The organism is Flavobacterium sp. B167r, from assembly GCF_056824315.1.
In genome coordinates this window covers 2,540,478-2,555,899 of the sequence record NZ_CP124859.1, presented here as the reverse complement: position 1 = coordinate 2,555,899, position 15,422 = coordinate 2,540,478, and the positions used below count along the sequence as shown (strand labels likewise).

Annotated in this window: 14 protein-coding genes; all 14 read left to right on the top strand. The window is 32.9% G+C overall.

The genetic code is table 11. The annotated features are described in order from the left end of the window. Positions 1–2 precede the first annotated feature (2 nt). The 14 genes from QLQ96_RS11310 (at position 3) to QLQ96_RS11245 (ending at position 15,376) form a co-directional block, all read left to right on the top strand. Entirely contained in the window at positions 3–776 is a 774-nt protein-coding gene (locus QLQ96_RS11310; protein WP_482496753.1) for a DUF4129 domain-containing protein, read from the top strand. After that, positions 769–1,971: a DUF4350 domain-containing protein gene (locus QLQ96_RS11305; RefSeq protein ID WP_482496752.1), complete on the top strand. Its 1,203-nt coding sequence runs from the start codon at positions 769–771 to the stop codon at positions 1,969–1,971. Before QLQ96_RS11310 ends, QLQ96_RS11305 begins: the two co-directional genes overlap by 8 nt. A 101-nt stretch (positions 1,972–2,072) precedes the next feature. Continuing rightward, positions 2,073–3,086 carry an AAA family ATPase gene (locus tag QLQ96_RS11300; RefSeq protein WP_482496960.1) on the top strand — a complete coding sequence of 338 codons (1,014 nt, stop codon included), beginning with the start codon at positions 2,073–2,075 and terminating at the stop codon, positions 3,084–3,086. Between the two features lie 158 nt (positions 3,087–3,244). Beyond that, positions 3,245–3,856, top strand: a complete 612-nt coding sequence (locus tag QLQ96_RS11295) for a hypothetical protein (RefSeq protein ID WP_482496751.1) — start codon at positions 3,245–3,247, stop codon at positions 3,854–3,856. Between the two features lie 66 nt (positions 3,857–3,922). Next, complete coding sequence (locus QLQ96_RS11290; protein ID WP_482496958.1) at positions 3,923–5,209, top strand: DUF58 domain-containing protein; 1,287 nt, start codon at positions 3,923–3,925, stop codon at positions 5,207–5,209. A 115-nt stretch (positions 5,210–5,324) separates the two neighbouring features. Beyond that, positions 5,325–6,410, top strand: a complete 1,086-nt coding sequence (locus tag QLQ96_RS11285) for a phosphoglyceromutase (RefSeq protein WP_482496750.1) — start codon at positions 5,325–5,327, stop codon at positions 6,408–6,410. A 156-nt stretch (positions 6,411–6,566) separates the two neighbouring features. After that, positions 6,567–7,355 (top strand): TrmH family RNA methyltransferase, encoded by a 789-nt coding sequence (locus QLQ96_RS11280; protein WP_482496749.1) that lies wholly within the window; start codon positions 6,567–6,569, stop codon positions 7,353–7,355. Positions 7,356–7,522: 167 nt separating this feature from the next. After that, entirely contained in the window at positions 7,523–9,742 is a 2,220-nt protein-coding gene (locus tag QLQ96_RS11275) for a RelA/SpoT family protein (protein ID WP_482496748.1), read from the top strand. 88 nt (positions 9,743–9,830) lie between these two features. After that, positions 9,831–10,295 (top strand): Fur family transcriptional regulator, encoded by a 465-nt coding sequence (locus tag QLQ96_RS11270; protein ID WP_008462215.1) that lies wholly within the window; start codon positions 9,831–9,833, stop codon positions 10,293–10,295. Between the two features lie 101 nt (positions 10,296–10,396). Then, complete coding sequence (locus tag QLQ96_RS11265; RefSeq protein WP_482496747.1) at positions 10,397–11,668, top strand: adenylosuccinate synthase; 1,272 nt, start codon at positions 10,397–10,399, stop codon at positions 11,666–11,668. A gap of 52 nt (positions 11,669–11,720) precedes the next feature. Then, positions 11,721–12,305 (top strand): NUDIX domain-containing protein, encoded by a 585-nt coding sequence (locus QLQ96_RS11260; protein ID WP_482496746.1) that lies wholly within the window; start codon positions 11,721–11,723, stop codon positions 12,303–12,305. A 109-nt stretch (positions 12,306–12,414) separates the two neighbouring features. Continuing rightward, a complete protein-coding gene (locus tag QLQ96_RS11255) occupies positions 12,415–13,299 on the top strand; it encodes a L,D-transpeptidase (protein WP_482496745.1) in 885 nt (294 codons plus the stop codon). 294 nt (positions 13,300–13,593) lie between these two features. Beyond that, the gene (locus QLQ96_RS11250; protein WP_482496744.1) at positions 13,594–14,184 is read left to right on the top strand and encodes a TetR/AcrR family transcriptional regulator; all 591 of its coding nucleotides are present in this window, start codon (positions 13,594–13,596) and stop codon (positions 14,182–14,184) included. A gap of 52 nt (positions 14,185–14,236) precedes the next feature. Beyond that, entirely contained in the window at positions 14,237–15,376 is a 1,140-nt protein-coding gene (locus QLQ96_RS11245; RefSeq protein WP_482496743.1) for an FAD-dependent oxidoreductase, read from the top strand. The last annotated feature ends 46 nt before the right edge of the window (positions 15,377–15,422 follow it).

Sequence of the window (15,422 nt, the reverse complement as noted above, 5' to 3'; positions counted from 1 at the left end):
TAATGACAAGATTATTATTTATTTTATCTTTTCTTTTGTGCTGCGGTATTTCTCAGGCTCAGGACACTATTTCTTTTACCGAAGATCCTCCAAAAATTACCTCAATTAAATATACAGAAAAAGACATTCAAGTAGATTCTGGAACTGTTGAAGCAAAACATTTTGAAAAGAATTTCAAGAAAAAATATACCGATAAAGAGTTCGTCTACGAATATAAAGCTCCAGAAAAAAACTGGTGGGATCATTTTAAGCATTGGCTGGCAAGACAAATTTTTAATTTATTTAATTTCAGCAGTGTAAAAACGTCGTTGAATTTTGTCGCTATTTTGTTTCGAGTAATTGCTGTTTTGGTCGTTATTGTTCTGATTTATTTTATTGTAAAAGCTTTAGTCAAACAAGAAGGAAGATGGATTTTTGGAAAAAATGCCAAGAGAACCCTGTTTTATTCTGATGCTGAGAAAAACATTCATCTTTTAGATTTTGAAAAACTTATTAAAGAAAGCATTGAATCTGGAGAAAGAAGAATTGCAATTCGATATTATTATTTATGGCTTTTAAAGGTAATGGCGCAGAACAATTATATTGAATGGGATATCGAAAAAACAAATTCCGATTATTTGTACGAATTGTATAATCCTGCTCATAAAGAAGAGTTTACCTATCTTTCTTATTTGTACAATTATATTTGGTACGGCGAATTTGAAATTGATGATGCAACATTCAGAAAAACTGAAAACAGATTTAAAAAAGCATTAAAAACCTTTGGCAATGGATAATAAAGTTAAAATATACATTGCTATTCTGTTTTTAATTTTCGGAATAACATTATTGGTAGACAAAGGACAGCCAAAACCTATTGACTGGAATCCTACGTATTCTGTCGAGGATAAAATCCCCTTCGGATTATACGTTTTTGATCATGAAGCGGATGCTCTTTTTAAGCAAAAAGTAGAACGAATTTCGACACAAACTCCTTACGAATATCTGGATTCTCAGTATGATGCAAGAGAGAATGTAGAAACTTATAAAATTAAAGGCACTTTCGTTAATATTTCTGAAGCCAACAATATTGACGAACAGTCGATGAAAGAGATTTTATATTTTGTTTCTCACGGAAATAATGCTTTTTTAAGTATGAAAGTATTTCCGAAAGTATTAATGGATTCTTTAAAGATTGAGTTAAAAACAGATTTTATGCCTGCTGACAGCGCGTCTGTTTGGATGGCAAATAAAAAAGTAAGTTCAAAAAAATATACTCTGAATACAGGACTAAGTGATTATTTTTCGAAAATAGACACTTTAAACACCACCGTTTTAGGCTATCAAAACAGCGCTAAAAACAAAAGACAAATTAATTTTATTGAAGTTCCTTATAAAAACGGTTATCTCTATCTGCACACGCAGCCCGTGGCTTTTACCAACTATAATTTACTGAAAAAAAATCAACATCAGTATACTGAAAATTTGGTTTCGTATATTCCAAAAGGAAATATCTATTGGTACAATAAAAGCTTTAATGACCAGCGAATTTCAAGTTCTCCATTGCGCTATATTTGGAGTCAGCCTGCTTTAAAATCGGCTTGGTATTTAGGCTTAATCGGAATTCTGATTTTTATGCTTTTTAATGCAAAACGTAAACAGCGTATTGTGCCAATCATAAAACCGTTGCAGAATTTAACCGTTGAATTTACCAAAACGGTCGGGAATTTATATTATCAAGAAGGCGATCATACCAATATAATCGATAAAAAAATTATTTACTTTTTAGAAAAAATAAGAAACGATTATTTGATTGATACAACTAAATTAGATGACGATTTTATCACCAAATTGCATTATAAAACAGGTAAAGACGAAAAAGATATTCGAGAATTGATTCAATTAATTAATGACCATCGAAATAGTTATCATGGAAGTCTTGAAGAAGATCTTCTAAAAATAAACACAGCAATAGAAAAGATTTTACATTAACTAAATATTTTGCCACAGATTAAAAAATTTCCACAGATTAACTTAAAAAATCCTTTTAATACTTGAAATCAGTGGCTAAAAAAGAAAAAATAGACCAAATTATGGACGACATCAATACAACATCAAACGAAATCACAAACGAAAATGTGAATTTTGAAACGAGAATTAATTTAACGCCTCTTTTAGAACACGTAAACACGATTAAAAAAGAAATCGAAACGGTAATTGTAGGTCAGCACAAAATGGTTGACCAGCTTTTGGTAGCTATTTTATCAAACGGTCACGTTCTTTTGGAAGGTGTTCCTGGAGTTGCCAAAACAATTACGGCTAAATTACTGGCTAAAACTTTAAATATTGGTTTCAGCAGAATCCAATTTACACCAGATTTAATGCCTTCTGATATTTTAGGAACTTCTATTTTTAATCTGAAAAACTCAGAATTTGAATTCAAAAAAGGACCAATTTTCTCTAATTTGATTTTAATTGATGAGATCAACCGTGCTCCTGCAAAAACTCAAGCTGCTCTTTTTGAAGTTATGGAAGAACGCCAAATTACGATTGATGGTTCTGCTTATCAATTAGAAGCTCCGTTTTTGGTAATTGCGACCCAAAACCCTGTAGAACAAGAAGGAACGTATCGTTTGCCTGAAGCGCAATTGGACCGTTTTCTTTTTAAAATCACAATCGATTATCCAAAATTGAATGAAGAGATTTTAATTATCCAGAGAGAGCATACATTACAAGATCACGGAAAATTAGATGCCATTAAAATGATTCTTTCTTCTGAAGAAATCAAACAATACCAAGGTTTGGTAAAACAAATTAGAGTAGAACAAAACTTATTGGAATACATTGCTAGAATCGTAGTAAACACTCGCGAAAATGCCCTTTTATATTTAGGAGCTTCGCCTCGTGCTTCGATTGCTATTTTGAATGCTTCGAAAGGTTTTGCCGCAATCCGCGGACGTGATTTTGTTACGCCAGAAGATATTAAAGAAGCTGCAATTCCAGTTTTACAGCATCGTGTAATTGTTGCGCCAGAACGCGAAATGGAAGGAATTACAAGTTCTGAAATCATAAAACAGATTATTGAAACGGTAGAAATTCCGAGGTAACACTTATATTCCTGCGAGGTTTTCAAAACCTCGTAGGTATTATTTTTCTATCCTCCAAAATTTTCAATATTATACCTACAAGGTTTTAAAAAACCTTGCAGGAAAACCCAAGTTTCGAGACAAAAAAATAAAACCTGAAACAATTAAAATATAAAAAATTGATACTGTCTAAACTTCTTATATCATTCTCTCTCCTATTGTTGATTGCTTTTCAATCTGCAAATGCTGGTATCATAAAAGGCAAAAAAGAATCTTTTTATTTTCAAAGTGACAAACAGGAAATTGAAATTTTAGTGAAGAAATTGTACGAATGGGTTGAAACCAAAAACAGCAACAATGATTTCAAACCGCTTGCAAACAAAAAGGGAGACAAATACATTGGTTTAGATTTAAATGCACATAAAAAAAGGCTGGAAGAACTAAAGAAAACCAATTTCTTTTCACAACAATTTTTATACAATTACGATAAAATTGCTTTAAGAATAGATTCTAATCTTAAAACTAAGAAAATAGAATGGTTTGAAGGATATTTGCCTCCTTTTGGAAATGATGCTAATCCGTGGTGCAATTGCCAAGACAATCCAGATAATTATTGGAAAACAATGACTTTAAACCATTTCAAAGTTGAAAACAATACTGCTTCTTTTGATTGGACTTGGTCGTGGAAAGGTGATTTTAAATATAAGGTGAAAACAGTTAAAGAAAATGGGATTTGGAAAATAGCATCTCTCGAAGGCTTTGATTTTAATGACTTCACTAAAATTTATTAGAAAATATAAAACTAAGAAAACTTGAAATTTATAAAAAGTCTATATCTCAACAATTTCTTTTTCTATATGCTTATCGGCATTATAGGATTGTTTATCTGTGCCTTTATTTTTCCAAATATGTATAATGCGGTTTGGCTGCTGGTTTTAGGTTTAGGCACTTTTTTAGGTCTTGACATTTTGCTTTTATATTTGGCCAGAACAGGTCTTGAAGCAGAAAGAATTACACCTGAAAAATTATCAAACGGAGATTTAAATCCTGTTACAATCAATCTAAAAAATCATTATACTTTTCCTATTTCGGTTAAGATTATTGATGAAATTCCGTTTCAATTTCAAGTTCGCGATTTTAAAATTGTAAAGACGATAAAAGCAGCTTCGCAAAAAGAAGTTGGTTACGACCTTCGCCCGACAGAACGTGGAGAATATCATTTTGGTTCTTTAAATATTTATGTTTCTTCACCTTTAAGACTTATTTCGAGAAGATTTTCTTTTGATAACAATCAAATGGTGCCAACCTATCCTTCTTACATTCAATTAAGAAAGTATGATTTGATTGCTTTTTCTAATAATTTATTTCAATACGGAATCAAAAAAATACGCCGAATTGGCCATACAATGGAATTCGAGCAGATTAAAGAATATGTTCAAGGCGACGATTTAAGAACGCTGAACTGGAAAGCGACTGCAAAAAGAAACTCTTTGATGGTGAATCAGTTTCAGGACGAAAAATCGCAATCGGTTTATATGGCAATCGACAAAGGTCGCGTAATGCAAATGCCTTTTGACGGATTAAGCTTATTGGATTATGCTATTAATTCGGCTTTGGTTCTGTCGAATGTCATTTTGAAAAAACAAGACAAAGCCGGTCTTTTTTCTTTTTCTAAAAAAGTAGAAAACCGAGTTTTTGCAGAAAGAAGAGGTTCTCAAATGCAGAAAATCTTGGAAGCTTTGTATAACGTAAGAACAGATTTCTTCGAAAGTGATTACAGCAGATTGTACGTCGATATTAAGAAAAACATCAATCAAAGAAGTTTAATTATTCTGTACACGAATTTCGAAACAATGGATGGTTTAAATCGTCAATTGCCTTATTTAAAAGGAATTGCGAAGAGTCATTTATTGGTCGTTGTTTTCTTTAGTAATACAGAATTAAACAGCATCATCAATAAAAAAACAACTACAATTCAAGAAGTTTACGACAAAGTTATCGCCGAAAAATTCATGTTCGAAAAACGATTAATCGTAAACGAATTGAAGAAATACGGAATTCATTCGGTTCTAACTCAGCCCGAAAATCTGACTTTAGATGCTATCAATAAATATTTAGAAATTAAATCTAGAGGAATTTTGTAGCAACCTTAATCTGTTAACTTATGGTTATTTTATAGATTGGCTTCGCTGTTATCGCTATTATTAAATTAGTTTTGAAAGAAATAACAATCTGATTATAATTTAAAAACAGATCCAAATGAAAAAAGCAATTCTATTTCTGTTCATCGTACTAAGCATTCAATCTAAAGCTCAAAAAACAGAAAACATCATTATCATTACAACTGATGGTTTTAGATGGCAGGAAGTTTTTAAAGGAGTAGATGCAGCAATTGCAAATGATAAAAAATTCAATCAGGGAGACAGCACATATATTTACAAAAAATACAGCAGTCCAGACATCAAGGAATCACGAAAAAAACTAATGCCTTTTTTCTGGTCTGAAATTGCAACAAAAGGCCAAATTTACGGAAATCGAGATTTAGGAAACAAAGTCGATGTTACCAATCCTTATTGGTTTAGCTATCCTGGATATAGCGAAATCATGACTGGAAATGTGGATGTAAAAGTCAATTCAAATAGCTACAAAGCCAATCCGAATGTGAATGTTTTAGAGTTTTTAAATCAACAGCCTAAACTAAAAGGAAAGGTTGCTGCATTTGGAGCTTGGGATGCTTTCGATAGAATTTTAAACGAAGAAAGAAGCGGTTTTCCTGTGATTTCTGCTTTTGATAAAGTGGGAGGAAACAAACCAACAGCTTCTCAAAAATTACTTAATGAAATGCGTGATAATTCGTTTAAACCTTTTCATGAAGATGAATGTTTAGATGTCTTTACACATTATCAAGCATTAGACGAATTAAAAACTAAAAAACCAAAAGTACTTTACATCGCATACGGCGAAACCGACGAATGGGCGCATCATGCACAGTATCGTTCGTATTTGGATGCTGCAAATCAGGTTGATAAATGGATTCAGGAAATCTGGAATTTTGTTCAAAATGATCCGCAATACAAAAACAAAACAACCTTATTTATAACTGTAGATCACGGACGCGGCGACAAAGTAAAATCGCAATGGACAGATCACGGTGCTGATGTTCCAGGAGCGTCTGAAATTTGGTTCGCCGCAATGGGACCTGAAATTGCTCCAAAAGGCGAAATCAAATCAAATGCTCAATTCTACCAAAAACAATTTGCCCAAACAATAGCAAAATTTCTAGGCTACACATTCAAAACAGATCATCCTGTTAATGAAGAGGTAAAAGAAGTTTTTGAGAAATAGTTTTTTTCTGCCACGAATTCACGAATTAATTTAAAACCAGAATTTGTGAATTCGTGGCGAAAAAACTTTTAAAGCAAACCTACAAGGTTTTAAAAACCTTGCAGGAAGAAAAAAACTCTGTAACTTTGTCCCTTTGCAACTTTGAGCCTTAAAAAAATGAAACAAATCACTTCAATTCAAAATCCGTTTATCAAATCTTTGGTTTTACTTCAAGAAAAATCCAAGGCCAGAAAACAAACCGGAACATTTTTGATTGAAGGTTTAAGAGAAATTTCGTTAGCCATAAAAGGCGGTTACGAAATTGAAACGGTTTTATTTTTACCTGAATTAGTTTCTGAATCGGAAATCAATAAAATGATTCAAAATCCGTTTCAAATTATAGAAATTAATAAGGAAGTTTACCAAAAACTAGCCTATCGCGATACTACAGAAGGAATTTTAGCGGTAGCGAAAAGCAAATCTTTACAATTATCCGATTTAAAATTATCTGACAATCCATTGATAATGGTTGTTGAATCTCTTGAAAAACCAGGGAATATTGGCGCTGTTTTGCGTACTGCAGATGCTGCGAATTTGGATGCAGTTATAATTGCTAACCCGAAAAGTGATTTATACAATCCGAATATTGTGCGTTCTAGCGTCGGCTGTTTGTTTACAAACCAAATTGCGACTGGAACAACTACTGAAATCATTTCGTTTTTAAAAGAAAAAAAGATCAATTTCTACAGCGCTACTTTGCAAAATTCGACTTCCTATCACACACAAAACTTCACTACTCCAACTGCTTTGGTTGTAGGTACAGAAGCAACTGGTTTAACACAAGAATGGCGTGATGCTGCAACTCAAAATATCATAATTCCGATGCAAGGAGAAATCGACAGCATGAATGTTTCTGTTGCTGCTGCGATTTTAATTTTTGAAGCGAAAAGACAACGAGGGTTCTGATTTTAGATTTTAGATTTTAATTTGGCTACGCCAAATTAAAATAGAACCTTGATTTACACCTCAGTAAAACCAATCTAAAATCTGCAATCAACAATCTAAAATCAACAATCTTCCCCCTTGCGTATGTTCAAACTAATTCTTATTTTTAGTACTTGAACTATGCCGTTATGACAGAAATAGATATTGAAAAAGAAAACAAAGCTATTGCACAGGAATACAAGGAATTACTACGAATAAGTTACCAAACTTTAAGCCCAGCAGACAAAAAATTAATTCGAAAAGCTTTTGATGTCGCTGTCGACGCTCACAAAGAACAGAGACGTAAATCAGGCGAGGCGTATATCTTTCATCCTATTGCAGTTGCAAAAATTGTTGCCTCAGAAATTGGTCTGGGAGCGACATCTATCGCCGCGGCTTTATTGCACGATGTTGTTGAAGACACTCCTATAACTGTTGAAGAAATTGAACGTTTGTTCAATCCGAAAGTGGCGCAGCTTGTTGAAGGTTTAACCAAGATTTCATTAGTTCAAAAAGATTTGAATGCTTCAATGCAGGCTGAGAATTTCAGAAAAATGATTCTGACATTAAATGATGACGTTCGTGTAATTTTAATCAAATTGGCCGATCGTTTGCACAACATGCAAACCATGGATTCGATGGCGGAATACAAACAAACCAAAATCGCTTCTGAAACGCTATACATTTATGCTCCTCTAGCCCACCGTTTGGGACTTTATAATATTAAAACTAAACTAGAAGATTTAGGATTAAAATATACGGAGCCGGCAGTTTACAACGACATTGTAAGTAAAATTCGTGAAACCAAAGAAGAGCAAGACGCTTACATCAAAGATATTTCAGATGTTTTAAAGAAATCTTTAGATACTGAAGGTGTAGATTATATAATTAAAGGAAGACCAAAATCTATTTATTCGATTCGTCGAAAAATGCGTGCGCAAAACGTAACTTTTGATGAAGTTTACGATAAATTCGCTCTTAGAATTGTGTATAAAGCTGATACCCATGAAGAAAAATTCATCGCTTGGAAAATATATTCTATCGTAACAGATCACTACAGACCGAGTCCCAGCCGTTTACGTGATTGGATTTCATCACCTAAATCAACTGGTTATGAAGCACTTCACATTACCGTAATGGGACCAAAAGGACGCTGGGTTGAAGTTCAGGTTCGAAGCGAACGTATGGACGAAATCGCAGAGAAAGGTTACGCTGCACATTACAAATATAAAAATGGAGCAACAGAAGAAAGCGGCCTAGATGTTTGGCTGAATCTTCTTCGCGAAGCGTTAGAAAATCCTGAAACTAATGCAGTTGATTTTGTAGAAGATTTCAAAATGAATTTATATTCAAAAGAAATCTTCATATTTACGCCAAAAGGAGAAATCAAATCACTGCCAAAAGGTGCAACATCTCTGGATTTTGCCTTCAGTATTCACTCTGAAATCGGAATTAAAACTCGCGGAACTCGTGTAAACGGAAGATTAGTTCCTTTAAATTATGAATTAAAAAGTGGTGATCAGGTTGAAGTTATAACCTCTGCAAACCAGAAACCAACGATAAACTGGTTAGAATATGTAACCACTTCGCGAGCTAAAAATAAAATTAAAAACGTTCTTAATGAGAACACTAAAAAAATTGCAGAAGAAGGAAAAGAATTACTTGTTAGAAAACTAAAACATTTAAAAGTTACTTTTAATGAACAAGTTACAAACGAGTTAGTTAACTTCTTCAAACTAAAAACAAGTTTAGATTTATTTTATAGAGTCGGAATTGGTGCAATCGAAAATCAGCAGCTAAAAGATTTTGCGGCACAAAAAAGCAACTCGTTTATTAATTTCTTCAAAAATAAAATTAAACGAACTAAAGATACTGCAGATGAAGACATTCACAAACAAGTTATCAGCAGCAACTATGACATGCTGGTTTTTGGAACTGAACATGACAAATTAGATTATAAACTTTCACAATGCTGTAACCCAATTCCTGGTGATGATGTTTTTGGTTTTGTAACGATTAATGAAGGAATAAAAGTGCATAAAAAAGATTGTCCGAATGCAATTGGAATGCAGTCTAATTACGCGTACAGAATCATGAGCGCCAAATGGATTGATTCTTCTCAAGAGGAATTTAAAGCCATCATTAATATTACTGGAATGGATGTTTTAGGACTTACGAACCAATTGACAAAAGTAATTTCAAACAATATGAGCGTAAATATCCAAAGTATTTCGCTTAGTACCGATGCTGGAATTTTTCATGGCCAAATTGCTGTAATTGTTAAAAACAATACAATTTTGAAAAAAATGATAAGCGCAATTAAGAAAATTGACGGGGTTGATAAGGTTACTAGAGAGTATAGAACCTAACTTTTTAGGGAAACTATAAGAATTTTGTAACGAAACTTTAAACCCGAAACTTTTATTCATTAAAAATAAAAAATTATCTTTGCCGGATATGACACTTATTTCAACTGACAACACTAAGAATCAAGAAATTGTAAAAAATGTTTTTACACTATATCTTGAACAAAAAGGGCATCGCAAAACTCCTGAGCGTTATGCTATACTTCAGGAAATTTACGATAGCGAAGAGCATTTTGATATAGAAAACCTTTATATCAAAATGAAAAACAAAAACTATCGTGTGAGTAGAGCTACTTTATACAACACGATCGAGTTATTGTTGGACTGCGCTTTGGTTAGAAAACATCAATTTGGACAAAATCAGGCTTACTACGAGAAATCATATTTTGATAAACAGCACGATCATATCATTATGACAGATTCTGGTGAGGTAATCGAATTTTGTGATCCAAGAATTCAAACCATCAAAAAAACTATCGAAGAAATTTTTGATATCGAAATTACAAATCACTCGCTTTATTTCTACGGAAACAAAAAGCAAAATTCAAATTCATAGTCTTTTCAAATTAGACTTTTCGAAAAAAAATTAAAAAAAAGAAAATTAACTACATAATCAGTAGGACAGCTTAGACTGTCCCAACGCAAATTAAAAACAGAATGACCGTAGATTTATTACTAGGATTACAATGGGGAGATGAAGGTAAAGGAAAAATTGTTGACGTACTTACCTCAAACTATGATATTATTGCACGTTTCCAAGGAGGACCAAATGCAGGACATACATTAGAATTTGACGGAATTAAACACGTACTAAGAACGATTCCTTCTGGAATTTTTCATAAAAATTCAATTAATATCATCGGAAATGGTGTTGTAATTGATCCTGTAGTTTTCCAAAAAGAAATCGAAGGTTTAGAGAAATTTAACCTTGATATCAAAAGTAAATTAATCATTTCTAGAAAAGCACACTTAATTTTACCAACTCACCGTTTGCTTGATGCAGCTTCTGAAGCTTCTAAAGGAAAAGCAAAAATTGGTTCTACTCTTAAAGGAATTGGACCAACTTACATGGACAAAACGGGTAGAAATGGTTTACGTGTTGGTGATATCGAATTAGAAGATTTCAAAGAGCGTTACAGAGCTTTAGCTGACAAACATGAGGCAATGATTGCTTTTTACGATGTTGCTATTCAATATAATTTAGCGGAATTAGAAAAAGAATTCTTTGAAGCTATTGAAGAACTTAAAAAATTAGATTTCATTGACAGTGAAGAATACATTCACCAAGCTCAAAAAGCAGGAAAATCTATTCTTTGCGAAGGTGCTCAAGGATCTTTACTTGATGTTGATTTCGGAACTTATCCTTTCGTAACTTCATCAAACACGACTGCTGCTGGAGCTTGTACTGGTTTAGGAATTGCTCCTAACAAAATCAAAGAAGTTTACGGAATTTTCAAAGCTTACGTTACACGTGTAGGTAGCGGGCCTTTCCCAACTGAACTTTTTGACGAAGTTGGTGCTACAATGGCAAAAGTGGGTAACGAATTTGGTTCTGTAACAGGAAGACAAAGACGTTGCGGATGGTTAGACTTAGTAGCTCTAAAATATGCAGTTCAAGTAAATGGAGTTACTCAATTAATGATGATGAAAGGCGATGTACTTTCTGGTTTTGAAACTTTAAAAGTTTGTACTGAGTATAACTACAAAGGACAAAACATTGCTCACTTCCCTTACAACATTGAGCCAGAAAACGTTACTCCCGTTTATAAAGAATTTAAAGGATGGAAACAAGATTTAACTGGATTAACAACTTACGATCAGTTGCCAATTGAGCTAAAAGAATATATTGAGTTTATTGAAAAAGAAATCGAAGTGCCAATCAAAATTGTATCGGTTGGGCCAGATAGAAAACAAACAATAACAAAATAATACATTTTAAACGCTCTGATAATCAGAGCGTTTTTTTTTGAAACATAATTTTATGAGAAAAAATCCTGAAATCGAAATAAAAGAAACCAAATTATTGTCTGATAATTGGTACGTACTGAACAAAGTAACTTTTAATTATAAGAAAGAAAATCAGCCTGTTGAATCACATATTCGTGAAGTTTATGATCGTGGAAACGGCGCTGCAATTCTATTATATAATTCTGCTAAAAAAACAGTTATCCTGACCCGCCAATTTCGTTTACCAACTTATTTGAATGGGAATAAAACAGGAATGATGATTGAGGCTTGCGCAGGACTTTTAGATAAAGAAAACGCAGAACAAGCTATTATCCGCGAAACAGAAGAAGAAACAGGTTATCGTTTAAGCAAAGTCGAGAAAGTTCTTGAAACGTATATGTCTCCAGGTTCTGTAACTGAAATTCTATATCTTTTCGTTGGTGAATATGACGAAAGCCTAAAAGTTAGCGAAGGCGGCGGATTAGATGCAGAACAAGAAAATATTGAAGTTTTAGAATTTACTTTTGACGAAGCTTATGCCATGATTGAATCTAGAGAAATTACAGATGCTAAAACTATTATGTTATTACAGCATGCGAAAATAAAAGGATTGATTTAATTATGTCGCTTTGTTTTAAATAAATGAAAATCCCGAAACCAATTCAAAAAATTATGTAACCCTTTTGAGCTATCAGATTTATAACTTTATCTTCATAAAAATACCACCTATGAAAAAGTTATATTACACAGCAAACGGATTACTTTTATTGACATTAGTTTTATTAGGCTCTTGTAAAAAGACCGATACGATAACATTGACAGAAAATAAAAAAGAAAAAAAAGAAGTAATTGAATATAAAAAACCCAAAACAGTTTCGTACCAAATAGAAAAAACCAAAGAATGGCTGAAGCTCAATGAAACCGACAGTTCAAAAACAGAAATTGTTTACGCTTTAAACCGAACAGATAAAGCTAATTTCAAAAAATTAGACTCCGTTGTAATTCCAGCAGATTTTAGTGGGGATTTGGTTTATTATATGCCGTTTCCAGTTCATGTTTCGGCTTTAGAAGAAGTTTCAAAAATTATTCTTTTTTCTTATCCGACACAAACATTTGCGGCTTATGAAAACGGCGAATTGGTTCATACTGGCCCAACAAACATGGGAAGAAAAAAAGATCGTACGCCAACTGGATTGTTTTTTACGAATTGGAAAGCAGAAAAAACAACAAGTACTTTTAATGACGAATGGGACTTAAAATGGAATTTCAATATCGAAAATAAATTAGGCGTTGGTTTTCATGAATATGATTTGCCTGGATATCCAGCCTCACATTCTTGCTTAAGATTATTAGAAAAAGATGCCAAATATCTTTACAAATTTGCCGACGAATGGATTCTAAAAGACAAAGAAAATGTAAAGGTAAAAGGTACTCCAGTAATTGTTTTTGGAAGTTATGATTTTGAGGCTCCAAAACCTTGGTTAAAATTAGCTTCGGATCCAGAAGCTTTAAATATTTCGGTATCTGAAATTGAAAATCAGGTAAAACCGTTTTTAAAAGAAATTTTAGAAAACCAAAACCTAAGAGAAGCCGAACCAACAAAAACTTTGTAAAATATTTTACTATAAATATAGAATCAGCTGAAGCAGTTAAATATTGTTTCAGCTGATTTTTTTTGGCTAAAGCCCCCACCACACTCCTATCAAAAAACCTCCAGCTAAAGCTGGAGGCAATTCAGATTTTCAAACCTTTGAATCTTTTTCCCTTTGTTCCTTTGTCACTTTGAACCTTAAAAAAAAAACTTAGCACCTCAGCACCTTAGAATCTTAGCATCTTAAAAAAACAATCCATAAATAAGCGATCGTTCATTTATTATTTATATCTTTGTATCATAATTAGTTAGAAAGATGAGAACACGAGATATCAATAAAGAAGAAATTGTAAAGCAAAAAGCAATTGAAATGATCGTTACACAGGGCATAGAAGGTTTTGGAATGAATCGGCTCGCTAAAGAATGCGGTATTTCTGTTGCAACTCTTTATATTTATTATTCAGATAAAGAAGATTTGATCAAAAAAATCGGAATCGAAATCGGCAAGAATTTCTTTGAAAAAATGTTTGATGGATTTTCTACTGATATGTCTTTCAAAGCTGGATTGAGAAATCAATGGGAGAATCGTATTTATTTCAATTTAAATTTCACACTGCAAGCGACTTGTTTTGAGCTTTTAAAACATTCTACTTATGGCGATGCGATTGTAGCAGAAATAACAGGCGATTATAAACAAATGATGACAGAATTTATGCTTGCCGCAATTGATAGAAAAGAACTTATTTCAATTCCTTATGAAATATTCTGGAGCATAGCCTATGGACCACTTTACTCTCTTTTGGAGTTTCATCGAGAAGGAAAATCAATGTCTGGAAAACCTTTTACACTTAGTGACAAACTGAAAGACGAAGCTTTCAATCTTGTTTTAAAAGCACTTACTCCGTGATTCAATTACAGAAATTAATAACAAAATTCAAGTACAATATAATTTCAATAAAATGAAAACTTCAATTATAGAAAATAAAAAAATTGCCATTATTGGCGGCGGGCCCGTTGGATTAACAACTGCAAGAATTTTACAAATTAATGGTGCCGATGTTACGGTTTACGAAAGAGATATTAACGCAGAAGCAAGAACTTCTGGCGGAACTTTGGATATTCATTCCGATTCGGGGCAATATGCAATTCAGAAAGCGGAATTAATGGATGAGTTTTATAAATATGCGCGACCGACTGGAGAAAAAATGGCTGATATGGACGGTAATATTACTTCTGACGAAATGCCTAATGAAAGCAGTGCTTTTTCTCGTCCAGAAATAGATCGTAATGATTTGAGAAAAATAATGCTGGAGAATCTTAAAGAAAACACCGTTGTTTGGGACAGTCAGTTAATTAATATTGAAAAATCTGAAAATCAATATATTTTAGATTTTAAAAACGGTAATAAAGTAACTGCCGATTTTGTAATTGTGGCAAACGGCGGAAGATCGAATGCAAGAAAATTTGTGAGCGATCAAGAACCTCAACTTTCTGGAACTTATATTATTCAAGGCGAAATTGTAAATCCAGACTTGGATTATCCTGAATTTAAACCAAAATACGGAAACGGAAATGTAATGGCAATGGGAGAACAAAAAATGTTTTACACTCATACTATGCGCGATGGTTCTGTTCATTTCGGAGTTTCTTTTAAAGCCGATAAAGATTGGATTTCTAATCACGGAATCAACTTCGAAGACGATCAGTCTGTTATTTCTTTTTTAAATGAAAAATTTAATAATTGGAGCGATGATTACAAAAAATTCTTCGCCGCCTCAACTGAATTTTCTGGTTTGCCTTTGCGTTTGTTTTCTTTAGAAGAACCTTGGAAAGAACATTCAAATATTACTCTTGTTGGAGATGCTGCGCATTTAATGCCTCCCTTTGCAGGTGAAGGTGTAAATATGGGGCTTTACGATGCTTTTCATTTAACTGAAAATCTTACGAATGGAAAATTTAATACTATTAATGAAGCAATAAAAGATTACGAGAAAAAGATGTTTGGTTATGCTCTAGAAGCGCAGCGTATGACTAAAAAAATGGAAGATCTATTGCATTCGAATATCGTTGCTGAAGATATTTTAAATAGTCGTTTTTAAACAGTTAAAAATCAACTAAAAAAGGCGTAAGAAATAAATCTTACGC